The following is a 25,380-nucleotide window of genomic DNA, read 5'->3' on the forward strand; positions in this document are numbered from 1 at the left end:
ACAACGGCCAGAAGCCGAGTCCTGCTTTGATGGAAAACACTGGCTGGGTGCTTTCGGCGCTGCACAAGCTGTTGACATGTCGTTAAACTGCATCGTGGCAATCAATCCGGTGCCGGAACCGGCCTTCGGTACCATATATCGTTATTTATCAATAACTTAGATTACATGTAAGCAACGTTCCCCCATAATATCCCCCATTTTGTTTGCCCAGGTTCATTTCAGCGATAAGGCTGAAGAGCCCGGCTGCTCACCAGGTCCTGGTAAGAATCCCGACCCATGGAACTGGCCTAAGCCTAACTGCTAACGTGGCACGAGCATCACTCTCACGAGATTGTTTTAGCCGCTCGCCCTAGACTTAGCGCTAACACTAGGTTTTAACTTGGTCGTACCAAGGGATTCAGATGCGACGAGAGACAGTATAGGCTAGTGGAAACCAGCTAGCGCCTTAACTGAATCTTAAACCTTTGAATACAAATGCTTTTTGGGGAACCACGTTCCGGCAGATCGCCAAAGACCCGATACAGAGGTTAAACTCTCGCCGGCGCGCGCAGCAAACAAAAGCAACGTGTTGTTCTGACCCATGTCGTCAGAGCCTACGTACCCGAAAAGCATGTATTGCGATTTAGTCGATATCAGGAGATGTTTACAACCATGCTTCTCTACAAGATCAAGGCTCTAAATGCCACTAAGCCTGCTAACTGAAGAGCGCTTCATAGCGCAACAACCGATGACAAATAGCGAGGGCGATTCTGGTTTCACCGTTATAGCGGAGATAGACGTACCAGGCGCCCCCTGCATGTGCTACCTCAAGTTTTATCCGCCAGGACAACCCCGCGCACTGATCAATGAGTGTGCTGGCTACATATTGGCTGAGACTTTTGGGTTTTCGGTACCGAAATACGGCGGACTCATAACTCTTCCAGGGCGCTATCTTTCAAATGCACCATCCTGGATCCCCAAAACCCATACAGTTGGATGGTTCACGACAGACACTTCACACCCGAGCATAAAAAGATCTATCAATTGGGTCGCTAGTGCAGGTGCAGGAAGGCAAAAACGCTACCATGCCAAGATAATTGAGATCCTCACCAGCTACCCATCCATTACTCAGAAGATCGTAGCTTTTGACGAACTAATCGCCAATGCCGATAGAAACATAGGTAATTTACTAGTGAAGGCTGGTGGCTTTGAACTCATAGACCATGGACTCATATTTGGAGGCGCAGACTGGAAAGCCCCTGACTTAGCGAACCAATTCAATCTGAGTACCCCTAACATCGTTTGGCAGGTTCTTGGTGCAGAAGCAGCTAAGTTACCATTCAAACAAGGAACGATAATGGCATACACAAAGCTAATAATAGCGCTTCAAACTGCAGTCGACGAATTGGATTTTGAGTTGTCTAAAGTTTTTGGCGACCAGGAAATAGATGCTACGAAGCAATTCTTGATCGCAAGATCCACCTGGATAGACATGCCACAGAAGATGGGCTTGCTGGTATGAGTCTCGCAAGTAAGATACTTCAGAAAGCAGACAAAACTGGGGTTATTGCAAATCCGGTGCGAGGAAAATGGTTTGCAATCAAGTTCACACCCGATCTCTTTGCTGGGGATTCTATTTCTATAGGCGTCGGGTTTATAAATTCTGCGGGTGTTATAAGAACACGGCTTGCAGATGACTACCAAAGGCTCGCATGCTTCTATGACGACCGCCTAAACATATCAGATGTAGAGTTTCTTGCTGGCCTGCTCGACGAAGCCTTGGCGGGGCTGCATGAAGAAGAGTGGCTTAAAAGCAATTTTGGGCCCTCCGTTACTTTTACTGATGCAAGCTATGCAGCTGGTAGAAGCGAAACCGAGATCATCGACTCTCTCTTTTTCAACGCCGTCCCGATCGCGCGAACAAAGGTGACTGAGAGAGACAAGCAACCAAGGCAACGATTTGAACAAGAATCAACCACGTGTAACAAAATAGGTAAGAGCCTTGGTGACAGATACAAGAACATTGCATCAAAGTTCCACCCCAATGGACAGGCTTATGACATAGACAATCAAGGCCACCGGCTCAAGCTTCATTTCAGAGATGAGGGGCGCGCTGCGGGCTATGTAGCGTCAGCATTGATTGCCGACGTCTGGAAAGCCGAGGTCAGAGTACGTCGCGGAGTAGATTCACTTCGAACACTTCGAAATTGTGTGCCCGAAGAGCGATGTGGCCTTTTTGTCGTCCGCCCAGGCGAGACTCATGGCTTAAATGACAGCTTTCTAAACCAATTTGATGATCTTCTTGAGGAGATTCGTTGGCGCTTAGACCGCGAACAGATCGACCTCCGAGACGCTGACGACACTGACCTGATGGCGGATCAGATAGCCGATTGGTACAACGTAGCATGAGCACTAATAAGAGTTACCGATAACATTCGGCCCCTGTAAACACCGGAATAACCAACGTCAGTAGTACTCCCGGATGTACCCATAGGCCTTTTCAAACAGGTCTACGTCCTGGTGCAGTTTGTATCTAAACAAGGTCTTCCTTAGCGCCATTTTCACCTCTCGCTCACCCGCATTAGTACTCTGCCAGCCATCGAAGCGAACCATACGTACGATTTCATCAATGTCAGTCACCACCCGCTCGACAATGATTGGTGTGTCTTCAGTCCGAGCCTCCTCAAACAGCTCGGTAAGAGCAGCTTTGCCGCGCTCGTCATCCTCTATCGGCGGCACCTCTCTTTCTGTCGCCACCACATCCTGAGCGAGCTTGAGCATTTCCTTCAGAAATTCGACGCTGACCAGAAGACCTTGCTCGTGGCGGTTCTTTAGATCTTCCAATCGTTCCGCAAGAGCCTTGAATCGAGAGTCATGCTGGTGACTCCGCAGCCTCTTGGAGACTTTGATCTCTATCTCCTTCGACTGCTTCCCGGGATCGGGAGCTCCAAGCACAGCCTCAAGCAGCTCAGCATCAACCACCAATGTGTCTAGGTCGTCTCGCACCGCGTCCACGTGGACGTTTTCATGAATTAGCTCAATGGTCTTCGCGCCCAACTGATGCCATAGCAGCTTGCCTGTAGTGGAGACGGGTTTAACGGATTCGTACACTTGAACGAGCCAACGGTAATCCGCCTCATAGCCACCCAACATAGAGTCCGGAGAAATAGCTTCCCACAAACGTGCCATATAGCTCACGTCCTGTGCGAAGCGATCACGAATGTCGTTATTTGGCAGGCACTCCTGAGCAACCATAAGACCCTCGTAACCGGCCAGTGTTCTATCTATGCCCGGGAAGTACTCCAAACACTTTTGGATAGCCGGAAGCAGCGAATCCTTGAGCTCAGATATATTGGAAACTACGCGTGTGATGCCCTCCTCATCGAACTGGATGGCCTGTGCCACATCGTCAAAAATTCCAAGGTAATCGACTATCAGTCCGTGAGTCTTTTGCTGCCCATACGGACGGTTAGTGCGACAGATCGCCTGTAGCAGGGTGTGATCCCTCAATGGGCGATCGAGGTACATAGTCTGCAATATTGGTGCATCAAAGCCCGTGAGCAGCTTGGAGGTGACAATAACAATCTTCAACGGGTCGGTTGGGTCTCGAAACCGATCAAGTAGTTTCCCCTCCGCATCCCGATCCCGCCGATATGGTGCGTACTCATCTTCACCGCTATTTACTGACATTACGACGTCAGAGGCCTCTGGCGGGAGATATTGGTCAAGCGCCTCTTGTAGAGGAGGCAACTCTCACGATCGAAGGTAACAACCTGCGCACCAAAGCCGTTTGGGGACACCTTCTCCTGAAAGTGCTGAGCGATGTCGGCACACACCGCTTGAACGCGGTCAGGAGATTTGAGCAATATCGCCATCTTTGCTGCGTGTTTACCGAGCTGATCTCGCTCCTCGTCGGTGAGGTGAGCGGTTAGCGCCCCAAACTCCTCGTCAATTTGTTCTTGATCAACATGAAGATCAACCAGTCTTGGCTCAAAATGCAGCTCCTTGGTAGCGCCGTCTCGAATGGAGTCCTCGAAACCATAGCGGCTCATGTAGCCGTTGGCATCTTCATCAGCCCCGAAGGCGTAGAAGGTGTTTTTATCAGCTCGGTTAATCGGTGTACCTGTTAGGCCAAAGAGAAATGCATTGGGCAGAGCGTCGCGCATTTTGCGCCCAAGGTCCCCCTCTTGAGTTCGATGAGCCTCGTCTACTAACACCACGATATTGTCTCGATCGTTTAGTACACCATCTGCCTCACCGAACTTGTGGATCGTGGTGATGATAATTTTACGCACGTCCTTACCAAGGAGATCCCGCAGATTCTCACGGCTATCGGCCTTTACGAGATTTGCGGCGTCATTGGCATAGAAAGTCCCACTGATCTGACTATCAAGATCGATACGGTCAACAACGATCATCACCGTCGGATTCTTAAGTGCTGGATGCAGGCGCAGTTTGCGGGAAGCGAACAGCATTAGAAGAGATTTTCCAGATCCCTGAAAATGCCAGATCAGGCCCTTTTTTGTACGTCCCCCCACCACGCGTTCGACGAGCTTGTTCGTGCCTTCGTACTGCTGATAGCGCGCGATGATCTTGATGCGCTGCTTGCCTTTGTGCGTCGCATACGAACTGAAGTTCGCCAGCAAGTCGAGGATGACCTGCGGTCGCAGCATCGAGATGACGGCCTTTTCGACCCCTCCCATCGAAGGTAGAGACTCTTCATCCTCCAGCCGCCACGGGCCCCAGAATTCTACAGGCATCCGAATCGAGCCGTAACGGTACTCCTTACCCTCGGTGGCGATAGAGAATGCGTTCGGCACGAAAAGCTCAGGCACGTTGCGCTCGTAGTCATCGTGTACCTGCAGCGCCCCATCGAGCCAGCTCTGGCTGGAACGGACAGGGGTCTTCGCCTCGATCAGCACCAATGGCATTCCGTTAATGAGAAGGATGAGGTCGGGACGTTTCTCAGTCTTGCCGGCACGGAAGGTGTATTGCTGGGTGACAACGTAATGGTTCTGCTCGAGGTCATCGAAATCGATGAGCTTGATGGTGACGTGCTCGCCATTCTCGCCGAAGGGCATCGACTTTTCACCCGTGAGCCAGGCAGCGAACTCCTCATTGGCCTTGACTAGGCCGTCGCTGCGGACGCCCATGATGATCGCCCGCAGCCGATAGAGCACGTCGTCGACGCGATCGGGCTGGGCGGCGATGGTGGGGTTCAGGCGGATAAGGGCCTCGCTGAGATAATCCTCGACAAGTGCTTCCTGGGGCTGGCGGGGGAGGTTCTCGTAGGAGAGGTAGTGCCAGCCGAGGCCGGAGATTTGGCCGGAACGGCGAGCGAGGCCGGGACCGACTGCGGTGTGATGCGTAACTCCACCGCAGAGCAGGTCGCGGATAAAGGCTTCGACGGTGTTGGCTTCGTTGAATGTCATCGCGCCAAGCTTCCGTAAACTACCTGCCCAGCAAGTTCCCTTGCTACCTGCAGTCGCGCAATGGCCCATCTCCGGGAGGAATCGGCCACGGTAAGTAGTTCTACGACTTCTTTCTGATAGCCAATGGGAGGGAGCGGCACTAACACTCGTTTTAGATTTGATGCATTGATGTTGGCTTGGCTCACCCCTCGGGTCGCGAACGACATGACCTGACGCCTTCCGATAGGTGCTCGCAGGAAGGCAGAGAGATACTCAGGCGACAAACGGTCAATATCGGTTTTCAGACGAATCAGGTAGGAAGCGAAAACGAAATCGCCGGGCAAGTCATAGACGCCGGTACGACCGACCAGCTCATAGCTGTTCGTTCGATTAAAGAGCACATCACCGGAAACGAGCCGGTAGGTCTCGAAGTCAGAATCTGACAGGTCCAGATACTTCAGGTCATCAGCAGTTGCTTTGCCATCCTCGAGGTTCATCATGCGAAGAATCGGATACTGCCCTTTACCGTGCAGGCTCTCCGAAAGACCGTACTGCGCAGCGGTCAGAAGCTCGCCGAGAGGAACTAGGTTCCAGCCATTAAAATAGCGACCAACACGCTCATGGTAGGTAGTTGCTCCAAGTGTGGCACCCCTCATCCGGTGGTCAACGAGCGAGTCACGGCTTGAGGTGCCGCGTTCCGAGAGATCGTAGAGAGCGTTCTGGTATCGCTCTGCGGCGCTCAGCAACTGTACAATCCGCCGCTGCTCCTGCAGGGGTGGGAGGGCGAACTCTTCCTTCGCAAGATCGCGCCAGTTGATGGTCGGTGATAGACCTCCAACCGAGATCTTAACGGCACGATTCATGAAAATTTCGCTCTGCATAAAGAATGGTAGAAAATCTTCCAGGACTACGTCCGTCTTGGGTCGCAGGACCATCGCGTGCGCAGAGCAAATCCCGTCAAAGTCCGCTACGCAGAGCTTTCGTTGATAAGCGCGCCGCTTCCCAAAGATGATGTCGCCAGACTTGAAGAGGATCTTGCTGGACTCAACTTCACTTGTTTCACCCCAGCGCCGAATCTTCAGTGACTCGGGATCAATGTGCTCAAGACCGACATACCGATCCACGTCCGCCTCGGCGGGGTCGACCTTTTCCTTGACCTGAACAGCCATCTGGTCGAAGCGGAACAACTGGGTTTGCTCGAATGTCTCAAGCATCGCGAGCCTCCTCGGCTATAACGCCATCGAGCAACTCGACGAGGGAGTCCATCTCAGCCCAGAAGTCCCGACCATTGGCTTCGAATGACGCCCATGATGCAGGCAGATCCGCTCTACCTTTCCCAACGTCATGCGGGGTGACCTTCTCGACGTACTTGGGAATCGAGAGGTCGCCGTTCTTGGCTAGTACCTCCTCGGTTGTCGCTACAAAGGTGAAGCCGGGGTTATCTGCGAAATCTCGGTATGCTCAAGGATTCTGGCTTGGTGTTCCGGTTTCAGAAAGCTCTGGGCTTCTCGCGGGCCACGTCATTGAGCGCATTGATGAAGAGGATCTTTCCTCTTCGCTCAGAGAGTTTCGACGTGCGGCAAATCAGCACGCAGGCTTCCATTGGCGAGTTGTAGAACAGGTTTGGTCCAAGCCCGAGAACACACTCCAGCAGGTCTGCCTCGATGAGCTTAGTCCGCATATCGGCCTCTTCGTTCCGGAAAAGCACGCCGTGCGGAAAGAGAATCGCGCAGCGCCCTGTCTGGGGGTCCATGCTCTTCAGGATGTGCTGGAAGAAGGCGTAGTCGGCGCGGCCCTGCGGCGGCGTGCCGAGGAAGTTGCGGCCCCATTGATCGCTCTGCCAGGCTACGCGATTCCACTTCTTGATGGAGTACGGCGGATTGGCGAGGACTACATCGAAGGTCTTGAGCCGATCGCCCTCGATCAGAGCCGGTTCGTGCAGCGTGTTGCCGCTGCGGATGTCGAAATCGGACACGCCATGCAGCACCAGGTTCATGCGAGCGATGGCCGCGGTAATGTTGATGAGCTCCTGCCCGTAGAGGCCCATGGTGCGGGTATCGCCGCTGGTACGTTTCACCTCGGCCAGGCAGGAAATGAGCATGCCGCCGGTGCCGCAGGTCGGGTCGTAGATGATCTCGCCCGCCTTGGGCTCGAGCATCTGCGCCATCAGGTGCACGAGCGTACGGTTGGTGTAGAACTCCTGCGCAGTGTGGCCGCTGTCGTCGGCGAACTGCTTGATGAGGTACTCGTAGCCGTTGCCGAGCTCATCCTCGGGCACATTGGCGAGGCTCAGCGTGTGCTTTGAGAAATGCTCGATAAGGTTTTTGAGCGTCTCGTCAGGCATCTGGGCCTTGTCGGTCCAGGCGGCGTTGCCGAAGACGCCCTCCAGCCGCTGCGGGTTGGCGGCCTCGATGGCCTGGTAGGCGTTCAGCAGGGCCCGGCCGACATCGCGTGAGGCATTGCGGGCGCCTTTCCAATGAGCGCCTTCGGGAATCGTGAAACGGTCGTTGGCGGTGGCTGTCGCATAGCCTTCGTCCTGGGAGTCCTCGAAGGCTTCGCGGTAGTCCTCATCCCAGACATCCGAGAGACGCTTGAAGAAGAGCAGCGGGAAGATGTACTGCTGTAGTCGCTGGCATCAATCAGTCCGCGCAGCAACGTGGCAGCGTCCCAGAGGTAGGACTCGAGCTCCTTCTGTAAGAGGTGGTGGCTCATCAATCGCTCCGTTCCTTTATTCGTGTTTTGAGGCGTGAATCCAAATCGTCACCATTCTTTAGGGTGAATTCGCGTAGCTTCTCTCCGCTGGTTAGAAATAACTCAATCGCCTCGTGAGCTTTTCCATCGCTAACGGTCCCATTGCCATGTACAACTCGACCACGTACTGCCATAGCGTTGTCTTTAATCGAGGTTAGCTTGCCGAGAACCGTCCCAAGTGCGGCTTGCCTGAATCGTGGCTGGACCTCTCTCCTCCAAATTGAAAGATAACCCTCGCGGTTACCTCGATCACTTATCGAGTAAACCTGTTCAAGCTGCTCACGAAGGGCGCTAGTTGGAGATTGACCAAGTTTCAATATCGTCCGTTTAAGCATCCACTCAAAAGGAACAGCAGCAATAATGACTGCCGTTGTCGGATCTTTCTCGCCGATTTTGCGGATCTTGGCTTCACGCCTTTCGCTGCCGAAGCTAACGGAAAACATCAGATCCAACCACCGTCATTGAGAACGTTCCGAAGATGGTCTTCGGCGGAGCGCGCTTCGGTGAGTGCTTCCTTGAACGCAGCGACGGCCTCGGGCAGTAGCGGAATGTCCTCGCCGATTGGCGGCAGGACGTAGCGGGAGATGTTGAGCGTCCAGCCTTCGTCCTTAATCTCATCGACAGCGACGACTTTCGCGCGGTCCTCGACATCCTCAAAGGCCTGGAACCACTTGACGATCTGCTCGCCGTGCTTCGAGTCGAGGAAGTTCTGGGCGCGGCCCTTTCGGAAGAGGCTCGAAGCGTCGATGATGAGCACCTTATTCTTTCGCTCGGCGGGCTTCTTGCGGCGGAGGATCACGACGCAGCCGGCGAGACCAGTGCCGTAGAAGAGGTTCGGCGCGAGGCCTATGACAGCTTCGATCAGGTCCTCCCTGAGCAAGACTTCGCGAATCTTGCCTTCGGCGCTCTTGCGAAAGAGCGCGCCCTGCGGGAGGACAACGGCCATTCGGCTGCCTCTGCCCTGGGCCATCGATGCGATCATGTGCTGGACGAAGGCGTAATCACCGTAGCTGTCCGGGGGCATGCCGTACTGCGCTCGGCCCCAGGGGTCGTTCTCCCAGACCTCGCGTCCCCATTCCTTGAGCGAGAACGGTGGATTGGCGATCACGCAGTCGAAGGTAGCGAGGCCGCCAGCACCGTCGGTGAAGGCGGGATCGCGGAGAGTGTCCTCGCGTGCGACCTGAAAGTCCTCGATGCCATGGAGGACGAGGTTCATCCGGGCGACCGAGGAGGTCGTGAGGTTCTTCTCCTGGCCGTAGATCTTGCCGAAGAAAGTGCGCGGATCGCCGCCGTTTCTCTTCACATGGTCGATGGCGGCGAGCAGCATGCCGCCGGTGCCGCAGGCAGGGTCGTAGATCGACTCGCCTTCTTTGGGGTCGAGGATCTCGACCATCATGCGAACCACGCTACGGGGCGTGTAGAATTCTCCGGCCTTGTTGCGTCGGTTGACGTCGGCGAACTTGCCGACGAGGTGCTCGTAGGCATCACCGAGGATGTCGGTGTCTACAGAGTTATTGCCGAGTTTTATCGAAGAGAAACCCTCGATCAGGTCCTTGAGGAGCTCGTCGGTGAACTTCTCCTTGTTGCCCCAGTCGGCGGCACCGAAGATGCGGTAGAGCGTGTCGGGGTTGGCGCGCTCGATCTCCTGCATGGCGTGTTTGAGGGCGGCTCCGACATTCTGAGCGGTGCCGCGAACGTCGTTCCAGTGACACCCCTCGGGGACCTGGAAACGATGCATTTCTTGATAGAGACTGGGGTCGGGGTCTCCGAAAAGCTCAGATGCCTCGGCAGTCTCTTCGTCCCAGCAGTCGCTAATTCGCTTGAAGAATAGGAGTGGTAGGATGTAGCCCTTCCAGTCTGTCCGGTCAACTGCAGAGCCGCGGAGGGTATTGGCGGCCTCCCAGAGCGTGGATTTTAGATTTGAAGATTGACTCATTCGTTATAACTGGCCCCAAAGCTAGACCTAGAACCTGGGTGGCAGGTTCCAACAAGCTGAATTTTATAGAATTTTCGGACACATAATACATCTTTGTACCCCCCGGGAATGCACAGCGAAGCTTTAAAATCAGCAATTACTATCCAGAGTATCAGCCACGAACTAGGGTAGGTGTAGGGTCAGGAGCCCGTTACCCTTATATTGAGGCCGCCCTACGATGCAATTAAGTTCACTGGACGCGGCGTGCGCTAATACCCTTGGTATGCCTGAAAGGCAGTGCCAGCGACGTCCCTTGTGCTCCCGGGGGCGCTATTGGGGGTACATGAAACAACCGCTGAATGGAATTTTTATACCTATCGATACGATAGCGTTATTTTTCAGTTGACGCCGCCAGAACGCACCTTCTGCCGGCGCAAGCTTCACTCCAGATCAGACAATAATGCAGAGTTGTTCTCGATACTCCGACATGGCTTAATAAAGATCGATCCCTTTCAAGCGCCTGCGTTTTGGAGCGGCCATGAACCAAGTCATCAGGAATACGCTAGTCGGCACATTAACCGTCATTCGCCTAGGCTTTGACCTGCTACGTGAGGGTCTCGCGCTGCTCGCCAGCGTACCAGAGTCCACACTTGGGCAAGACGCCCTGAGCAGCGCGGTGCGCGGTGGCGAGTTAAATTACCGAACCGGCGAACTAGACGACGGTACCGATGCTGCCGGCTGGTACGAAAGAGACTAACGTGCCTTCCCTTTTGTTAGCGCCATCTTACCGATACTTCCTCCCTGGTTTCCCGCATCCTGCGCGGGAGCCTTAATGGGATTCGATGCAGATTCGATCGACCTGCCCACTTGTACCCCCGCCCACGCCATCATTCCGCTCCACAACAATGGCAACCCTAAATACAGGCTTGTGGTGATCATGTTGAGCAGCATGCGCTTTGCATCGTGTTCGCCGGGGTTAGCGAAGATCTGAAGGAAGGTGTTCGCGTCTGGGTACATCGACAAAATCAGGTTCTGATCCACCCACAGGGCCAAATACCACAGCACGCTCCAGAACTTGACCGTGCAGATTGCCATGGCACCCACGACCATCATTGATAGCGAGTAGCGGGACAGCACTACTATCATCGGTAGCAAGGCGTAAATGCCGAGCAACATCAACGCCTGAACCATCGGCAGCGACTGCAGGACAGCGGTCATGGTTACTGAGAAGAGCGCCGAAGCAGTCACCACCCCTCCCCCGGCTAAACCGCCCTTGATCATGTTCTGGACGGAGCCGAACCAGGCGGTACTCGTCGTATTACGCGCAACAAGCTCATTGCTTGACCACGACGGCGGCGCACTGGCCAGCACAGCTCGTACCACGGCATCTTCCTGTTGTTCGCTTGCCAGCGTCGGAGCTACGGCGACCACAAGACCGGATAAGCCGGCCGAAGTCGCATCGGCCTCGTCGATCAACTTCAGGCGAAGGCCTTGGGTATTGTCTTCCCACCACTGCTTGCATACAGGCTTTCCCCAGGTGGGCGGCGAGGCAGGGTCGTACTCGGTGTCGCGGACTGGATCGTAGGCCCAACCAGATATCTGTCTCGACGGACGCTGAGTGTCGTAATAGCCGGGCGTCTTGCGATAAACGTGCGAGCCCATCCAGTCGGGGTCATCATTCCCATAGTTAGTGAGAATTGCGGCCACCGACGGTATTGCTGGCCTTTCTGCCTGATATTTCGATCGCGCAGGGACATAGCACTCACTGAAGAAGTCGCTAACCTCCTGACGAAGGCGCGGGTCGGCGATTGTGGCAAGTCGCGCCTGTTGCTCGTAGGTCCGCAGGTCGCTGGCCGTGGGCAATCCCTCGACCACCGCGTGAGTAAATCCCGAACTCATCGCCAACACGGCATACCACCACACTGGAATGTTGACGGTCGCGGGTGACCCGGTGAATCCGGTTACACCGTAGGTACTTTCTGGCGCAGCGACTGTCGCAGTCCCAGGCGTCGGAGCAACCAGCGTAGGGTGTGGGTCGTAGCTCAGGGTGCCGGCATTAAGCGGTGTCAGCGCCGCCGGCTGCCCCGCCAGTACGACGACAAACAGCGCGAGGAACAGTTCTATCTCCATACGTCGCAAGGAGAGAGGCCCGTGACCGTACCGAACTCGCCGCCCTCCGCAGGTTCACGCCAGTTATCGATCAGGATCCCCAGAAACGGCAAATAGACAATCCCGGTGCCGACAAGTACGTCCCACAGCACGCCGTAGAAGGCCCAACCGAACAAGGTCGTGAACAGCTCTAGATAGCTGTCGACACTCACGTACTGTCGCCCGAGATCACAGCTTGAAACTGACTAAGTGGGGTCGGTCGGTTTTCGTAGAGTCCACCGGCTCAATATGCCACCTGACTGTGGCGGTGCTGCGTAGCGTACTGTACCGGGGATAGGTAACCGAGGCGCGCTTGTTTCCGAGTCCGGTTGTAGAAGATCTCAATATACTCCCGGATCGCTGCTCTCGCCTGCGCACGCGTCTCAAAGCGTTCATGGTGAATGAGCTCCGACTTCAGGATTCCCCAAACGCTCTCCATCGGCGCGTTGTCCCAACAGTTTCCTTTGCGGCTCATGGACGACAGCATCTGGTGCTGCCGTAGCAGCTGCTGATAGCTCCTCGCACAGTACTGACTGCCGCGATCGGAATGATGAAGAAGCCCAGGACCTGGTTGCCTGACATCGATCGCACGGCGCAGTGCCGTCTCCGTCAGGTTAACCGTCATCCGTTCCGACATCGCGTATCCGACAAGCTCCCCGTTGAACAGGTCTTTGATGCCTGCCAGGTACAGCCAGCCCTCGGCGGTGTCGACGTAGGTGAGATCCGTCAGCCACACCTTGTTCGGCACATCGACGGAGAACTGTCTGGCAAGCCGGTTCGGCGCCACAGGCAGCCTGTGCTTCGAGTCCGTGGTCACACGGAACCGCCGCTTCTGCTTGCAGCGAAGGCCCTGCTCGCGGCGAATACGCTTGATGCGGTGTACGCCGACACGAATACCGTTGTCGGCAAGATCGGACTGAAGTCGCTCGGGACCATACGTCCTGCGCGTGCGCTCGTGAGCCGCCTTGATCTCCAGCGTCAAACGCGCGTTCGCCTTCGACCGTGGTGACGGCGGCCGCTTGCGCCAGGCGTAGTAGCCGCTCTCGGATACGTCCAGCAGACGGCACATCGCGGCGACAGAGTGCTCGTGCCGTAGCCGGTGAATCTGCGCGTACCTCACCGGGATTCCTTCGCGAAGTACGCCGCAAACTTTTTTAGCAGATCGCGCTCCTGCTTGACCTCAGCGAGCTCACGCCGGGCACGGGCCAGCTCCATCTCAAGCTCTGTGGGTGCGCGCTGATGCTCACCCACCTGCTTCAGCTTTCCTGCCCGGGCTGCACGCACCCAGTTACTGAGACTGCTCTTGGGGATCGACAGCCGCTCTGCCGCCTTCGCCACCGACATGCCGGTCGACTCAACCAGCTTCACGGCCTCAGCCCGGAACTCCGGCGTGTAAGATGCCTTGGGGATTCTTTCCATCGTTGTCCTCCAGATCGTAAAGATAAACGATCCGATGGACTCCACGAATTCCGACCGACCTCAAAGTATGTTTTGACCGAGGACCAGTTCAACAGTGATTAGCCAACCGACGACCCGCCAGCGCAACGCCATCCAATGACCAGGCTCAATACCATGATCATGGCCGGTTATTCCCCAAAATGCCGGTAACTGCGACCAGCTAATCGCTAGTACGGCTATAAAAATAAAGCGCAGGCCGCTTAAAACAGGTTTAGCGTCGGCGACTCGGTCTGCCACGCTCGATAACGAGCTAAGACCAACTGCCTTCCAAAGAACAAGGCCAATCGTAATCATGCCGATCGCCGCGATCAGTGAAAGCAGCACGAACCAGCGGCGATGTAAGGGTTTGTTACTACTGAACACGGCCGTTACTGAGGGGCCGAGGATCAATAGGACCGCCCTCGGGCACGTTCATTGATGCACGCCGCCGGACAGCTGCTCGCTCTAGCAACACCTTCACCGTGTCGGACACGACTTCACGCCGCACGCGTGTTTCGAACAATAGGCTTTCGATCCCATTATCGAGCTCGGCGATAGCTGTGTCGGCATGCTCTCGCGCCACCTCGGTCGCATACACTTCCGGCACCTGGCGGCCCGAAAGCAGCATTCTTCGGGCAAGCAGCGCTTTTTCTATCGTACGCCCGGTACTGATCTCAGACACTAACCGGCCAATGATGAGCCCCTGCTCGGTGTTTGGCATTCCACGAATCGCCTCAATGACCTGGCGCGTAACGGCTACGCCGGGCGCCGTGATCATTTCCAGGTTGGCAAGCGTGGGCGGCGTAGCGCCGCTGACCAAGCTTGCGAGTTCCGTCGTTATCAATGCGGACTCTCGGTAGAGCTGTGGCAGCAGACCCGTTCCGGGGATACTGTCTTTCCGGCAGGTATCGCAGGTAGTAACAATATTCTCACCCACAACATCGACTACCCAGTCTCTTGCGGCTGCCGGTGTCGACCAGATGTCAGAAAGCCGAGTTGCTGAAGCCGAAGGTACCGCTGCAGTCTCGGTAGTGGGCCGATTCATCGTGATGTTGTAACCCGCTTCGACGATATCGCCCGTAAAACGCAGCTCCGGCTGTCCGGCACCGCCGGCCGGACCACCGATCCAGGGCACACCGTTATCGCCATTCGAGGCCTCCACCGCGTCTTTGGCAGCAACCGCATCGTTGCCGCCGATACCCATTTGTACCTTCCAGTCGTTACCCTTGGAGAGCACGACAAGATCGGCGTAGGGGTTTTTGCCTTGCGCAATCTCCGCCTCCATCTGCTCACAGCTCTTGGTGGCTAGCCGCACCGTCTCTTCGGCTTTTAAAAGCGCATTCTGAAAAAGATCGTAAAGTCCGGGGTTTGCCCGCTGAAGAATCAGCGCGGGTAGCGCGGCAATGGCGGAGGATGCTGCCGCCGTCATGGCATTCATCATGTCATCAGCACCGGATTTGATGTTGTTCAGGGTATGGGTCACTGCGGCGACGGGATCGAACTTGGCACAGCTATAACCCAAGCCCAGTTGCGCGGAGCCGCCCAGGGTGACGGATACGACTGAGGGGTTGGCCGGCGCTGATATCGGTTGGGCGCCGCCGATTTGGTAGTACCAAAAGCTGTCTTCCGTTGGGCCTTGCGCTCCGTACGTTGGGGATATGCTCAGTACCGCTAAAAACAACGACTGAGCGGGAAGCTTAGCAATGATTTGATAGAGGCCTCTCACGGCGGATACGCCATCCAGTTGATGCTGTGCAGAAAGACCTGACCTCGGCGGCGGCAGCATTGATACGGACGCCATAAGTTCCAAACGTAATCCCCTGCCCCATCGACTTTTCCGCCGCCCCATCCCGAGACGCTCGCGAGATCATTGACGCCAAAGACGTTGCACGTACTTTCGGCCCTGGGTGCGAGCATTTGCCACATACCCGTGCGGGCATCCTTTTCACGGATAGGGCCTGCCGGCCATACCCGCTGCCCAGAAAACGAGGGCTCCCACTGGTTGACGGGCTCACCGTCCTCATTCTCAACCCAGTTGTCGACGATGCTCGTGTGGTAATTGCTGACGTAGGACGAAGCCGACAATGGTAGGTAAACGTGCGGCTGGCTTGCGCGCGTGACAATGTCAGCCGCCCGCTGCGCGTTGATCGCTGCGGCCTTGGGTTCTTCGGCCTGCGTGGTCCAGCCCGTTCGAGGATGCACGCTTCCCCAGGTTTGCAACGGCCAGCTGCCGATTTCCCGAAGACCCGGCACCCAGCTAGCGGCATAAAAAATCTCTGGGATTTCTTGTCGCCAAGCGAGCGCATCCAGTGCTGACTGAAAATACGGTACGAACGCCGTGGTCTGCGATGCGCACAGCAGACCCGTCGTCGCGCCCGTGAGTGAGGTTATCGGGTGCCCGATCGCGTCGGTCTCTCGGAACACGAGGTTGCGGTGATCCCGTGGGCCACCCGCGCCCTCCGTACGATTACCGGCACTACCCACAGGAATCGGTAACAACGAACCCAACACGCCTTGTGCGGCCGTTCGCTGGGCTAATCCCAGCGCAGCCCGAATCGCAACCCAGGGGTTGTTGCCAAGGTCGTTATAGGCGCTGACCACCAGATCAGGATTGTAGTGTCCGACCTTGAGTGACGTCTCAATAGAGCAGCCTGTCCAAGAACAGCGCAACCAGAAACATGCGCCAACCGGCATCCAGCGCGTGCATCCTAGCGCTCCCGTCGTTGTCTGCGAAATGATTTCGGCGGTGGTCATGGTCGCTGCGTGGCTTGTGATGTGCGTCCCGATCAGCGTGACTAGAACAAGCACCAGGCGTCGGTGCAGCTGGGTGCAGTAGCGTTTCGGCGACGGGGACTTCATCGTGCGGGCACCCGCCGCCACGCATAGTATCGCTCCAGCGCCTCGGCGAAGTCCTTCGCGCCATAAACAACGGCGTGACCATCGAAAACGATTGCCGGGTATCGATCAATGCCGTACTGCATGGCCTCGGCCAAACCAACAGCGGCTTGCCGAGCCTGCACCATATTGCCGGCAGTTAACTGCTGAATTCGACGAAGTGCTTCCGACCGGGCTTGTGTTGGATGCCGCGGTAATCTGCTCGACAACTGCGCTTCAAAGCGCTCTAGACCATCGACCAGGTAGACAGTGACGTTGGTTGCCTCGCTAAGCGCATGATCAATCCCGATAACGGGGCGATCAGAGGTCGTAAAGACTTCGATTGACTGCATCTCAGGAGCATCCGCGCATACCGCTTGCGCCATAACGCCAATCGCGGCGATGGCCAGCCACCTAACGGTGTCCGTGTGCCTTTTGAGTGTTTGGGTCATACGTGGCGCGCCGAGCAATCGTTACCCCTATGATCTCTATGCCGGACTGCGTATGACAGCGTAAAGCCCACCCAAGGGTGATGGGGTTTACGTCCGCTCGTCGTGCCTCACCCGCCTCGGTCGGCCGCAATGCGCTCCGCGACGACATGAACCGCTTCCAGTTCGGTGCAGCCGCGCTCGCGCATGATGTGCGCGCGCTCGGCTTTTTCATGTTTTTCTGTCATCGCGAGTGCTAGCGCCAGTGGGGGCGGCACGCTGCGAAACAGTGCTTCGAGATTATCGGACAACACAACGCCTTCCACATATTTGCCAGGCTCTTTACGGGCAGATAGAAGTAGGCTGCGTTGCTCGGCGTTGAGGTCTTTAAATCGGGCGATCTGCTCAACCTCTTCCTTGGGCATCACGAGGCAGAGCCACCATTCCATCATGTTCAGCATCTTGCGGCTCGCGTCCGGAAAATCCTCAAGATTCTGCGTCGCTATCCAGAACCAGGCACCGAGCTTGCGCCACATCTTGGTGATTTTGACAACGTAGCGGGCCAGCAGTGGATTCGTGGTGATGATATGGCCTTCATCGGTAACCACTAGCGTGGGTCGGGCATCATTCTGATGTCGCTCCACCAGCGCATTGATATGGCTCATCATGGAAATGTACGCAACCGTTAGCTGATCTTCATAACCCTCGCGCGCCAGGATCCCCATTTCAAGAATGGTGACGTCTGCTTCGGGCCATGGCGTACCGGGCCGATCAAAGAAATCACCCGCCAGACCAGAACAAAAGAGCGCCATGCCGTCACTCATCTCCAGCGCGCGGTTGCGCCGATACTCGGGCAGCGCTGGGTCACGGCCGATGCCGTTGAGTGCGGCGACGACATCGCGCGTTAGCACCTGATCACGGCCTGCATCATTGACGGACTTTGCAGCCAGCAAAATGGCGTTGCGGATCACTAGCCGATCAGCCCTAGTCATGCGAGCGTCTTCTCGCTCATCGCCCCCAGTGATCATGATACGGGCAGCGATCTCCATCTCGCCAAGGATGTCACGCCCAGCGCCGTCAGTTTCATCATCCTCTTCTCCTGTGTCCGCCAATGCGCTTTCATCTGTGATCAACCGGACTCGCTTATCTTTTTCCAATAACCGCAGGGCATCACCAAAGGGCGGCAGGCTTACGTCGGCGCCAGGGTTTAGGCTGACTTGATTAACAGTGAGTCCGTGACCGGCAAAGTGCTGTCCAAGCAGTGAAAATGACCCGCCGGCCTCGATGATGAACATACGTGGTCGGTGGACCGCGGCCATCTGCTGGAGCAAATACACCAGCAAAGCCGACTTGCCGGCGCCCGTGGGGCCCAAAATCAGCATATGCGCGTTTTTCTTACGATCAGCGCTGTGCAGGGGATCGAAGACCAGTGGTTCAGCCCCGCGATTAAAAAAAACAAAGCCGGGGTTGCCGGTACCGCGAGACCGGCCATAGACCGGCAGCAGGTTGGCGATATGTTTTGAAAAGACGAGTCGCGAGCGGCGGGACGTTCGATCAAGCCGGGTGTCATACGCCATCGGCAGGTTACGAAGATAACTGTCCAGTGCCAGAAGGTCGGCCTCGCGTGTAATGGGCTGCAGGGCATTCGGCAGTAACAAGGCATTGAGCTGATTGACGTTCTTTTGAAGAGACCCCATATCTTGGCCGCGCACATAGAACGCCAGTTGCATCGGGTACAGCTTGTTGCCAGACGCCATCTCGCGCTCGACGGCGCTGGCATCTTCCCGGGTCAGCTCCGCCTCGGCGGAATCCCCCGCAGCGGCCCGTCTTACCAGGCCCACCTGATTACGCATTTGGTCCTGTGGTTTTACGGTGATCGTCAGCGCCATCACCGTGTGCTCAGGAAGTCGGTCAAAAAGTGAAAAAACATGATCGCCCGCGGCACGCTCTGCCGTCATGTGACCGATGTCCGGCGCCCGGCGCAGGCCCTGTATGGTCACCACTGTATGGGGCAATCCGTCGAACCACCAAGTACCGGTCGCGTTATCAGACCGCGGAGACGCGAGGGTCAGTGATTCCGCAAAGTCTGCCCCAAAAGGTAAGGTGTCATCGTCAGGGTACGGCGCGACCTTACGCAACTGCTCGACATCTCCATCGACACACCCGGGTCGCGGGTTGAACCACGGCAGTAGCCAGCGATACAAGTCCGCCCCGCTTCCGCATCGGCACTGAATGTTTGCGGCGCCCAACGCCGCCGTCAATTGGGTGGCCACGTCACTCAGCTCGGCCTCGACTTCCAGTGCGCCGGGCATTCGGCCACGGGCATTTAAACGCCGGTAAAGCACCGCGCGTACGCGGCGCATCTGCCCCCGCCAACTCGTACCGGTCAGAGCGGTGTCTTCGAATAGACCGCCCGCCCGACTGATACGTGCGCAATGCGTTTTAAAGAGTTCAAGGTACTCGCGCGTGTACGCTCTGTTATTTACGTGTGCGGGTAGGTAATCCTCCACGTCGCGCACAAAGCCCGACAGACTCGGCTCATCCTGCACATACAGCTGTAGTATCCACGGCGTATCACTACACTCAGGAATGGCTTCGGTGATCGCGGTTTGAATCGCGTCGCGCAGTGTTTCCATAAAAGCGGGTGTACGCGCCTCAGTCCCCACTGGGGTGAGCTCAAACAGTGCGCCGACGCTGATTCCGTCTTCCAGCAAAAAGCTTTGACTCTCGGGAAGGTACTCGACCCACGGCAAATAATCGGTAAACGAGGGCGGACGATCGTACAGATCGTTGACATCCTGCGTCGTGAGCGGGCACGGGCACGGCGAAAATGCTGCAGACTGGGACGAGGATGTCGACGAGTTTGTCCGGCTAGGCTTTTCGCGTCTCGACATCCTCAGCGCTGCCCGCTGGGGGTCTCGCTCGATACTTCGCCCGGGAGCGCGTACTCGACTCGCTCATAGAGCGTGAAGGTCGTGGCGTAGCCCGGCACTGGCGTACGCTGTGTCCCCGCGAGGTGCGGAAAAATGTACATAACCAGAGTCGGATTGGGGAGCCGCGGAAACAGCGTGTCGAGTTCAGTGTGCGCTGTGCGCGAATAACCCGCGAGATCCGCCTCGGCATTTCCGATGGGACGCCCGCCGAGGGCGTGTTTTACCTGCGTCGGGTCATCAGCGCCCATGCCCGTAAAGTGCGCGTCGTAAATCGCCTTCATGGACGGTCCGTTCTGGGGCAGCACCGTGTCCTTGGTGCTGGTACAGCCACTTAGCAGAATGAAAGCCGCCGCGAGACTAATCCAGGCGAGAGTAGCGGGTGAATGGGGTAGCGAGTGCATGGTCAAGTTTCCTGCCTTGGTAATCAAAATCGATGGCGAGCTCACGATCAACGTGAATAGCGAGCGTGGTACCCGCCGGTACAAACACAGCGTCGAAGTTTTGGGACTGGCGTTCGATCAACCACTTCGCGATTTCCTCACTGCCGCCACTGGCTGTTCGGCCCAGAACAAACCGTCCAACATCACCCGTCACGCTATCCGTGATGTTTCCGGCGTTGCCGATCACTGAGGTCGTCTGCGATGCCGCCGCCGCATCGGCCGCCGCCTGTATGGCCTGAACACCGATGCGTTGACTTAAAAACGCTGCTGCATTGGATTTACGATCACCGCTAATGCAAGGCACGCCTTGGGCATCGGACACCCACCCCAATGACAAGTCACGCCCGCCCTGCCCGCTCGCTTGCATACTGCGATCATCGCTGGAGAGCGTGCGGATAGTACCGTCATCAAAAACGAACGTGACCGACTCAAGCCGTCCGGTGACACAGGAGAGCGTCCAGTCGCCGACGGCGGTACCGCTCCAGATCATGCCTTGTACACCCGGCACGCTCAGCCCATTCGCTGCGAGGTTTTCCGGGCCGGTGATCACCTTAAAAGGCATGGGGTCACGTACCTGCCCCTGAACGGGTATGCGGCCGATCATGGCGGTCATCGCCGTAGAGCCGATCAATGTGGCGTTGCGCGGAACGGTGTAGGCGGGCTTGGCTTGCAGCACCGCAACCTGCGTCCGTGCATCAGCGGTGACCTGGCGAGTCTGCGTGGTGGCCCGCCCCAGATAGCCGTCCATTGCCTGATCAGCGCGATCGAGACTGCCGGAGTGGGTGGCCATTGTGTTTCTGCTGCCCAAAGGCTCAATCCATAGCAGCTCTGTAGACGGGCTCCGGCCATCACTCATACCGTCGAAACCAAACCCGACTGGGAAATCATTCCGGCTACCGGGCTGCACCTGCTCAATCGATGCAGCAAGCCCATCAATGCGACTTGTGAGCGACGCCAACACACCAGAATCGATGCGGTCCCGGTTATCGGCATCCTTTTCGCGAGACAGCAGTTCTCGGCGCAACTGAGTAGTCACGTTCTGCTCAATCTGCGTGCGACTATTGATGAAGGTTTTATTATCGCGTGCTAATCCTGCGTTCTCGCGGCGCAGCGCCTCGACCTCGGCGGTCATTCCTGCGACGTTCGCCGTCAGCGTCTTGATGGTATCGGCCGGCGTATCAGCGTCGGGTGCCGGCGCAATGGGAACTTTGTCCATCGACAGGCCTGTGCTCGTTTCCGTCCCACAGGATTTCAGCGTCACGACCGTCAATAGCAGGAGCGATGCGGCACCAAAAATGGGCAAAAGGCGGTTGGCTCTGACAGTGGGCACGATATCGTCCTAAAACGCGTCGGCGAAGGGCCGATCGGAGATCAAGTACACGACCGTCCGGTCTGCCTCGCTGCCCGAACCCAGTAGCCGATTGTGCTGAAAAGTTGCGCTCAACCACTGTCCACGCAGTGTGCGTGGATCGAGCGTTAGCGGATTCGCTGTCTGATTGGTTACTTTTACGGCCGTCAGGTGAAGAGGACCTGCGCGCCAAGCGATGAGCGGTTCTGCAACAACAGCGCCGCCACGAACCAAGGCAACGGTCTCACGGGTAATCGGGGCGCGTACAACGCCCACGAGCGGATTGAGCAGCCGCGCGGGAGCATACAATTGCTGCGCCGCGAAACGGGTCAATGATACATAGCCGTACTCTGCTAAACCGTTATTGGACGAGGCAACATCCGATGCCTCCGTTTCATCCGGTCGATAGATCATGACCGACGTTTGTTCGACGTCGTCTTCTAAATCTGCTTCGGTTGCCGATAGGTCCAAAACATAGATTTGCGTATCATCAAGAGCACTGACGATGACACGGGTCGCATCGAAAGGCTCACGAGCCAGCAGGTACAGTGTGCCAGCGATGCTTTGCACCCTGACACTGGTCTGCAAGTGCGGAGGAAGCCCAACCTTCACCGTCTCGGGAAAGGACACGAGTCGCTCCGCGCCCACCGATAAGGAAATGGTGATCGGCACCTTGCGCCAGGCAATGCGTTCAGGTGGTTGATCGGCACTTGCATTAAGCGCTCCTAGCAATCCAAACAAAACGACAATGAACATCCCGTAGCCTGAGTCGACTGTAGGTTGCCTATAGAGACGTTTGCGGGTCATTAGACGCCCTCCTCGCCCTGTTTATCGTGTTCGTGAAGTCGGCGAGGCCCGTCACCGTGAAAACCATCAAGCGCCAAACCCCAGGGATTGGCTTCTAGGTCAACGGCGTAGCGAACAACCCGCAGCGGATAGCGAATCGCGGTGTGTTTCACGGTCATACCCTTGACCGACTCCTGCAGGTCTAGATCGAGCCATACCACCCAGGCCCCATCATCAATAACATCGACGCGCCTTTCTTCGTAGCCCTCCCCAGGCACTTCTTGTACACCCCGGACGCGATACGCGAGCTCGCCCTGACGACCCTTTTGTTCGAGGTCGCTAATAAGTTCAGCCCTAAACCGTGGCGTGAGGTAAGGCGCTACTCGAAAAATGGCGTGGCCGTAGTCCTTGGCGCCGTCTTGCGACCAGCGGTTGAGCTGCTGAAAAATATAAAAAGAGAAGGCGTAGACGTTGGCGGGTGAAATATCGCTGACGGACAGCACCGCACCAGAGCGAAGATCGGGGGGGATATGCACTGTTAGGCGATCGGGAGCCCGCGCCCAGCCCGCCCAGAGTCCTGTGATGATCACGACCTGGATGGCGATCACCGCCCACAGCGAACGCAGGTGCGCACGCACGTTATCGATTTCGTTGCGGTAACGACGCATGCACTGTCCTGCCGATATCCCATGCACCGCTTCGTCGAACGAATGGCGAGCGCTTGATGCCATGGCCATCGAACCAGATCACCATGCGCTGCTGATAGTAGCCGTCAGGACGATTCCGTTTTAGGCGCTGTAGCAGGCTGGCTGTCAAAAGCACCGTGGCGACCACACCGATACCGGCCAGGCCAAACCCCATGGTGACCGCACCTGCAATGCCGGCAAGCATTAGACTGACCGGCAACCACACCAAGGCGGACACGCCCACGATAACCCCGAGTTCGCTTGAAGAGCAGCCCTTGAAGATCGCGGGTTCTGCGTTTAAGCGTTCAGCGAGTATGTCGTCACGCGCTGCCATACGGGCTTAGATAACGCCGGCGGCTTCAGTGAGCAGAAAGCTCGCGAAGATCAATACGATCGCGCCGACGATGCCGAGTACCCCGACCTCGGCCCACTCCGCCTTACCCTGGCGTGCTTCGTTGAACTTAGCGAACGCGAGGTATGCCACCCAAAGAAAGCCTAAGACTGCGATCGCGAGACCCAGAACCAGACCGCCATCTTTGATGTAGCCTTCAATCAGACCGATCCAATCACCCGCGGGGGGCGCTGTACTGGGAGCTACGGGTGTTGGCAGTACCGCCCATACGGAGGGCGCTGTAAGCAGACCCAACGTGCCCAGCGAGGTTAATGCCTTTGGTTTATTGCTTCGATGTAAAAACATGAACATTGTCGTTTCTCCGACGTGGTTGGGGGTTACCCTTAAACAGTAAATTCCTGGCCTTGCCCGGCTCTAACCTCGGCTATGGCAAGCCGTTCACCGCAAATAGAAACCCAACACCATCAGGACAATGCTGGCTCGCAGTGCAGCCCAGATGAGGTCGAACAGGGGGATTTGACCGTCGTGCCACGCACGAAAACTGCCGAGGGTTACCCACATGACCCATACAAGCGCCACTACGAGCGTAATGCTCGCGATGCTTGTCAGCAGTACCGCGGGTATAACACCGGAACCGGCCTGAAACGCCGCTATCTGTGCGGGACTCATCGACGTTCATCACTGACGGTAGTCACCCCGCAATGGCGGACCGATCCGCGGCTCGTTGCGCGGCGCATCGATATGATCCTGAATGCCGGAACGTATTTTTTTGAGATCTTCCCTTAGCCACGCGTAGCGAAAACGAATACACGTGTCAGAGTTTGCTTGAGACTCAGCTTCACTAACAAGTGGCTCGAGAATCGCAATTTCATGAACCAAACGTGCGAGGACCTCGCGCTCGGCGTCGGAGTTAGCGGAGGCACCCGCCATGTAGAAGAACGTGACAATCGCAATAACGGTCGTGTAAAGCGAGGGATGATTTAAAGATGGGCCTTGGGTCTGCATGGCCGCTATGTTCGAGCTAACAGTCGGTTGTCGCTACGAGAAACTACGTCAGGTGAAGGCGTGGTTTCCCTACCATCACGAATTGTGTGGCACAGATGGGCAAAAGACTATTGTGATAACGCGCCTGACGCTCTCAGTGCTGGAGAGATCACGCGCAGCCCGGAAGCTAGAGCCGCTTCAGGCGATACCCCAACAGAATAACTCGCATAAGCTAGGTTTCAACACGCTCGGGCATTGATCGCGACGTTATTTCCGCAGTCGATACGTGTGTTAGCTTGAGCGTATAAGCAGCGTCAGATTTGTTCCAAAGCAGACGTACGATAAGAACACCTCTAATTATGATCCAACTCAGATAGAGGACATTATCATTAGTGACCGCGCTATCAAGCACAAGTATCAACGCGCTTCAGCCGGTGTCCCCGGATGGTACAAGATGGGTTTGCTGGACGCTTACCGACAAACTAGCCCACCCACGTACCAGCGCGAGCGATACGAAGGCGAAAGCAGGTCCCACAACAGGCTCAGGTAGTTGGCTACCGAGTTAGGAATGAACCGCTGAATGTTTAGGACACTAGCAGTGTTAGCGAGCTGTAATTCACTTAGCCACCCTCCATTGTTGCAAGTGCCGTGCTCCAAGTTCTCGCAGTATTTTTGCTTTAAACAATCATCTGATGCACTGCGATAAACACAGAGGCATTCGACCCAGCAATAGTGTTTGACACGCCAGTCGCCGCACCTTCTTGTCTAGCCGGGTTATGAGACACCAGATTCTGTTGAATACTATGGCGAAAAAACCGCATAAGCTGAGCAACCCGCGGTGTTCTCTATGCTCATCTGCGAAGATCAGGTTAAGCTAGGAAACGTGTGGCAGACGCAAGACTGCGCTG

At 56.4% G+C, this 25,380-nt stretch carries 25 protein-coding genes and 1 pseudogene; 3 read left to right on the plus strand and 23 right to left on the minus strand.

Annotation, left to right across the window (positions count from 1 at the left end; translation table 11 throughout):
• The first annotated feature begins 679 nt into the window (after nt 1-679).
• Both KT71_RS11460 and KT71_RS11465 read left to right on the plus strand, forming a co-directional pair.
• Nucleotides 680-1,501, plus strand: a complete 822-nt coding sequence (locus KT71_RS11460) for a hypothetical protein (protein WP_008295237.1) — start codon at nt 680-682, stop codon at nt 1,499-1,501.
• A complete protein-coding gene (locus tag KT71_RS11465) occupies nt 1,498-2,388 on the plus strand; it encodes a hypothetical protein (protein WP_008295236.1) in 891 nt (296 codons plus the stop codon). The genes KT71_RS11460 and KT71_RS11465 overlap by 4 nt, the downstream gene beginning before the upstream one ends.
• Nucleotides 2,389-2,445: 57 nt before the next feature.
• On the opposite strand, the gene KT71_RS20865 is transcribed toward KT71_RS11465, so the two are convergent.
• The 7 genes and pseudogenes from KT71_RS20865 to KT71_RS11490 form a co-directional block, all read right to left on the minus strand.
• Nucleotides 2,446-3,669: a type I restriction enzyme subunit R domain-containing protein gene (locus KT71_RS20865; protein ID WP_008295235.1), complete on the minus strand. Its 1,224-nt coding sequence runs from the start codon at nt 3,667-3,669 to the stop codon at nt 2,446-2,448.
• Nucleotides 3,669-5,411 carry a type I restriction endonuclease subunit R gene (locus tag KT71_RS20870; RefSeq protein WP_023659647.1) on the minus strand — a complete coding sequence of 581 codons (1,743 nt, stop codon included), beginning with the start codon at nt 5,409-5,411 and terminating at the stop codon, nt 3,669-3,671. The genes KT71_RS20865 and KT71_RS20870 overlap by 1 nt, the downstream gene beginning before the upstream one ends.
• On the minus strand, nt 5,408-6,604 hold the full coding sequence (locus tag KT71_RS11475; RefSeq protein WP_008295233.1) for a restriction endonuclease subunit S: 1,197 nt from the start codon (nt 6,602-6,604) through the stop codon (nt 5,408-5,410). Before KT71_RS11475 ends, KT71_RS20870 begins: the two co-directional genes overlap by 4 nt.
• A gap of 275 nt (nt 6,605-6,879) precedes the next feature.
• Nucleotides 6,880-7,734: an HsdM family class I SAM-dependent methyltransferase gene (locus KT71_RS20875; protein WP_023659648.1), complete on the minus strand. Its 855-nt coding sequence runs from the start codon at nt 7,732-7,734 to the stop codon at nt 6,880-6,882.
• A gap of 21 nt (nt 7,735-7,755) precedes the next feature.
• Nucleotides 7,756-8,004, minus strand: a pseudogene (locus tag KT71_RS21355) (type I restriction-modification system subunit M N-terminal domain-containing protein); the annotation flags it as partial.
• A 97-nt stretch (nt 8,005-8,101) separates the two neighbouring features.
• Nucleotides 8,102-8,593 (minus strand): hypothetical protein, encoded by a 492-nt coding sequence (locus KT71_RS11485; RefSeq protein WP_152025220.1) that lies wholly within the window; start codon nt 8,591-8,593, stop codon nt 8,102-8,104.
• Entirely contained in the window at nt 8,584-10,077 is a 1,494-nt protein-coding gene (locus KT71_RS11490; protein ID WP_008295231.1) for a type I restriction-modification system subunit M, read from the minus strand. The genes KT71_RS11485 and KT71_RS11490 overlap by 10 nt, the downstream gene beginning before the upstream one ends.
• Nucleotides 10,078-10,594: 517 nt before the next feature.
• On the opposite strand from KT71_RS11490, the gene KT71_RS11495 reads away from it, so the two are divergent.
• On the plus strand, nt 10,595-10,813 hold the full coding sequence (locus KT71_RS11495) for a hypothetical protein (protein WP_008295226.1): 219 nt from the start codon (nt 10,595-10,597) through the stop codon (nt 10,811-10,813).
• On the opposite strand, the gene KT71_RS11500 is transcribed toward KT71_RS11495, so the two are convergent.
• From KT71_RS11500 to KT71_RS11575, 16 genes are all read right to left on the minus strand, one after another.
• Nucleotides 10,810-12,186, minus strand: a complete 1,377-nt coding sequence (locus tag KT71_RS11500; protein ID WP_008295225.1) for a conjugal transfer protein TraG N-terminal domain-containing protein — start codon at nt 12,184-12,186, stop codon at nt 10,810-10,812. The two genes, KT71_RS11495 and KT71_RS11500, sit on opposite strands and share 4 nt — an antisense overlap.
• Nucleotides 12,177-12,377 (minus strand): hypothetical protein, encoded by a 201-nt coding sequence (locus KT71_RS20885; protein WP_008295224.1) that lies wholly within the window; start codon nt 12,375-12,377, stop codon nt 12,177-12,179. Before KT71_RS20885 ends, KT71_RS11500 begins: the two co-directional genes overlap by 10 nt.
• Before the next feature lie 71 nt (nt 12,378-12,448).
• Nucleotides 12,449-13,623 (minus strand): IS3 family transposase gene (locus KT71_RS11505; protein ID WP_152025221.1). Its coding sequence is split into 2 segments (ribosomal slippage): nt 12,449-13,353 and nt 13,353-13,623, totalling 1,176 coding nucleotides; the frame shifts between segments, so codons are not numbered across the junction.
• A 60-nt stretch (nt 13,624-13,683) separates the two neighbouring features.
• Nucleotides 13,684-14,025 carry a hypothetical protein gene (locus tag KT71_RS11515; RefSeq protein WP_040362310.1) on the minus strand — a complete coding sequence of 114 codons (342 nt, stop codon included), beginning with the start codon at nt 14,023-14,025 and terminating at the stop codon, nt 13,684-13,686.
• On the minus strand, nt 14,015-15,442 hold the full coding sequence (locus KT71_RS11520) for an integrating conjugative element protein (protein WP_238549489.1): 1,428 nt from the start codon (nt 15,440-15,442) through the stop codon (nt 14,015-14,017). The genes KT71_RS11515 and KT71_RS11520 overlap by 11 nt, the downstream gene beginning before the upstream one ends.
• Entirely contained in the window at nt 15,364-16,500 is a 1,137-nt protein-coding gene (locus tag KT71_RS11525) for a TIGR03756 family integrating conjugative element protein (RefSeq protein ID WP_023659651.1), read from the minus strand. The genes KT71_RS11520 and KT71_RS11525 overlap by 79 nt, the downstream gene beginning before the upstream one ends.
• Nucleotides 16,497-16,967 (minus strand): TIGR03757 family integrating conjugative element protein, encoded by a 471-nt coding sequence (locus KT71_RS11530; RefSeq protein ID WP_023659652.1) that lies wholly within the window; start codon nt 16,965-16,967, stop codon nt 16,497-16,499. Before KT71_RS11530 ends, KT71_RS11525 begins: the two co-directional genes overlap by 4 nt.
• A 107-nt stretch (nt 16,968-17,074) precedes the next feature.
• Complete coding sequence (locus KT71_RS11535) at nt 17,075-19,837, minus strand: conjugative transfer ATPase (RefSeq protein ID WP_023659653.1); 2,763 nt, start codon at nt 19,835-19,837, stop codon at nt 17,075-17,077.
• Nucleotides 19,838-19,839: 2 nt separating this feature from the next.
• Complete coding sequence (locus KT71_RS11540; RefSeq protein WP_023659654.1) at nt 19,840-20,277, minus strand: TIGR03751 family conjugal transfer lipoprotein; 438 nt, start codon at nt 20,275-20,277, stop codon at nt 19,840-19,842.
• Nucleotides 20,234-21,646 (minus strand): TIGR03752 family integrating conjugative element protein, encoded by a 1,413-nt coding sequence (locus tag KT71_RS11545; RefSeq protein WP_023659655.1) that lies wholly within the window; start codon nt 21,644-21,646, stop codon nt 20,234-20,236. Before KT71_RS11545 ends, KT71_RS11540 begins: the two co-directional genes overlap by 44 nt.
• Nucleotides 21,647-21,655: 9 nt before the next feature.
• Nucleotides 21,656-22,471 (minus strand): TIGR03749 family integrating conjugative element protein, encoded by an 816-nt coding sequence (locus KT71_RS11550; RefSeq protein ID WP_023659656.1) that lies wholly within the window; start codon nt 22,469-22,471, stop codon nt 21,656-21,658.
• A complete protein-coding gene (locus tag KT71_RS11555; protein ID WP_008295215.1) occupies nt 22,471-23,118 on the minus strand; it encodes a PFL_4703 family integrating conjugative element protein in 648 nt (215 codons plus the stop codon). Before KT71_RS11555 ends, KT71_RS11550 begins: the two co-directional genes overlap by 1 nt.
• A complete protein-coding gene (locus KT71_RS11560; protein WP_008295214.1) occupies nt 23,090-23,470 on the minus strand; it encodes a TIGR03750 family conjugal transfer protein in 381 nt (126 codons plus the stop codon). The genes KT71_RS11555 and KT71_RS11560 overlap by 29 nt, the downstream gene beginning before the upstream one ends.
• A gap of 6 nt (nt 23,471-23,476) precedes the next feature.
• Nucleotides 23,477-23,839 carry a TIGR03745 family integrating conjugative element membrane protein gene (locus KT71_RS11565; RefSeq protein WP_023659657.1) on the minus strand — a complete coding sequence of 121 codons (363 nt, stop codon included), beginning with the start codon at nt 23,837-23,839 and terminating at the stop codon, nt 23,477-23,479.
• 87 nt (nt 23,840-23,926) lie between these two features.
• Nucleotides 23,927-24,157, minus strand: coding sequence for a TIGR03758 family integrating conjugative element protein (locus tag KT71_RS11570; protein ID WP_008295212.1), 231 nt, complete (start codon nt 24,155-24,157; stop codon nt 23,927-23,929).
• Nucleotides 24,158-24,166: 9 nt separating this feature from the next.
• Nucleotides 24,167-24,493, minus strand: coding sequence for an integrative conjugative element protein, RAQPRD family (locus KT71_RS11575; protein ID WP_008295211.1), 327 nt, complete (start codon nt 24,491-24,493; stop codon nt 24,167-24,169).
• Nucleotides 24,494-25,380: the final 887 nt, after the last annotated feature.

Origin of the sequence: Congregibacter litoralis KT71 (genome assembly GCF_000153125.2) — a bacterium.
GTDB classification, from domain to species: domain Bacteria; phylum Pseudomonadota; class Gammaproteobacteria; order Pseudomonadales; family Halieaceae; genus Congregibacter; species Congregibacter litoralis.

Excerpts from the sequence above, each read along its gene's own strand:
- KT71_RS11460 (WP_008295237.1), top strand. The coding sequence starts at position 680 with ATGCCACTAAGCCTGCTAACTGAAGAGCGCTTCATAGCGCAACAACCG.
- KT71_RS11465 (WP_008295236.1), top strand. The coding sequence starts at position 1,498 with ATGAGTCTCGCAAGTAAGATACTTCAGAAAGCAGACAAAACTGGGGTT.
- KT71_RS20865 (WP_008295235.1), bottom strand. The coding sequence starts at position 3,669 with ATGTCAGTAAATAGCGGTGAAGATGAGTACGCACCATATCGGCGGGAT.
- KT71_RS20870 (WP_023659647.1), bottom strand. The coding sequence starts at position 5,411 with ATGACATTCAACGAAGCCAACACCGTCGAAGCCTTTATCCGCGACCTG.
- KT71_RS11475 (WP_008295233.1), bottom strand. The coding sequence starts at position 6,604 with ATGCTTGAGACATTCGAGCAAACCCAGTTGTTCCGCTTCGACCAGATG.
- KT71_RS20875 (WP_023659648.1), bottom strand. The coding sequence starts at position 7,734 with ATGCCTGACGAGACGCTCAAAAACCTTATCGAGCATTTCTCAAAGCAC.
- KT71_RS11490 (WP_008295231.1), bottom strand. The coding sequence starts at position 10,077 with ATGAGTCAATCTTCAAATCTAAAATCCACGCTCTGGGAGGCCGCCAAT.
- KT71_RS11495 (WP_008295226.1), top strand. The coding sequence starts at position 10,595 with ATGAACCAAGTCATCAGGAATACGCTAGTCGGCACATTAACCGTCATT.
- KT71_RS11500 (WP_008295225.1), bottom strand. The coding sequence starts at position 12,186 with ATGGAGATAGAACTGTTCCTCGCGCTGTTTGTCGTCGTACTGGCGGGG.
- KT71_RS11520 (WP_238549489.1), bottom strand. The coding sequence starts at position 15,442 with ATGGCGTCCGTATCAATGCTGCCGCCGCCGAGGTCAGGTCTTTCTGCA.
- KT71_RS11525 (WP_023659651.1), bottom strand. The coding sequence starts at position 16,500 with ATGAAGTCCCCGTCGCCGAAACGCTACTGCACCCAGCTGCACCGACGC.
- KT71_RS11530 (WP_023659652.1), bottom strand. The coding sequence starts at position 16,967 with ATGACCCAAACACTCAAAAGGCACACGGACACCGTTAGGTGGCTGGCC.
- KT71_RS11535 (WP_023659653.1), bottom strand. The coding sequence starts at position 19,837 with ATGTCGAGACGCGAAAAGCCTAGCCGGACAAACTCGTCGACATCCTCG.
- KT71_RS11540 (WP_023659654.1), bottom strand. The coding sequence starts at position 20,277 with ATGCACTCGCTACCCCATTCACCCGCTACTCTCGCCTGGATTAGTCTC.
- KT71_RS11550 (WP_023659656.1), bottom strand. The coding sequence starts at position 22,471 with ATGACCCGCAAACGTCTCTATAGGCAACCTACAGTCGACTCAGGCTAC.
- KT71_RS11555 (WP_008295215.1), bottom strand. The coding sequence starts at position 23,118 with ATGCGTCGTTACCGCAACGAAATCGATAACGTGCGTGCGCACCTGCGT.
- KT71_RS11560 (WP_008295214.1), bottom strand. The coding sequence starts at position 23,470 with ATGGCAGCGCGTGACGACATACTCGCTGAACGCTTAAACGCAGAACCC.
- KT71_RS11565 (WP_023659657.1), bottom strand. The coding sequence starts at position 23,839 with ATGTTCATGTTTTTACATCGAAGCAATAAACCAAAGGCATTAACCTCG.
- KT71_RS11570 (WP_008295212.1), bottom strand. The coding sequence starts at position 24,157 with ATGAGTCCCGCACAGATAGCGGCGTTTCAGGCCGGTTCCGGTGTTATA.
- KT71_RS11575 (WP_008295211.1), bottom strand. The coding sequence starts at position 24,493 with ATGCAGACCCAAGGCCCATCTTTAAATCATCCCTCGCTTTACACGACC.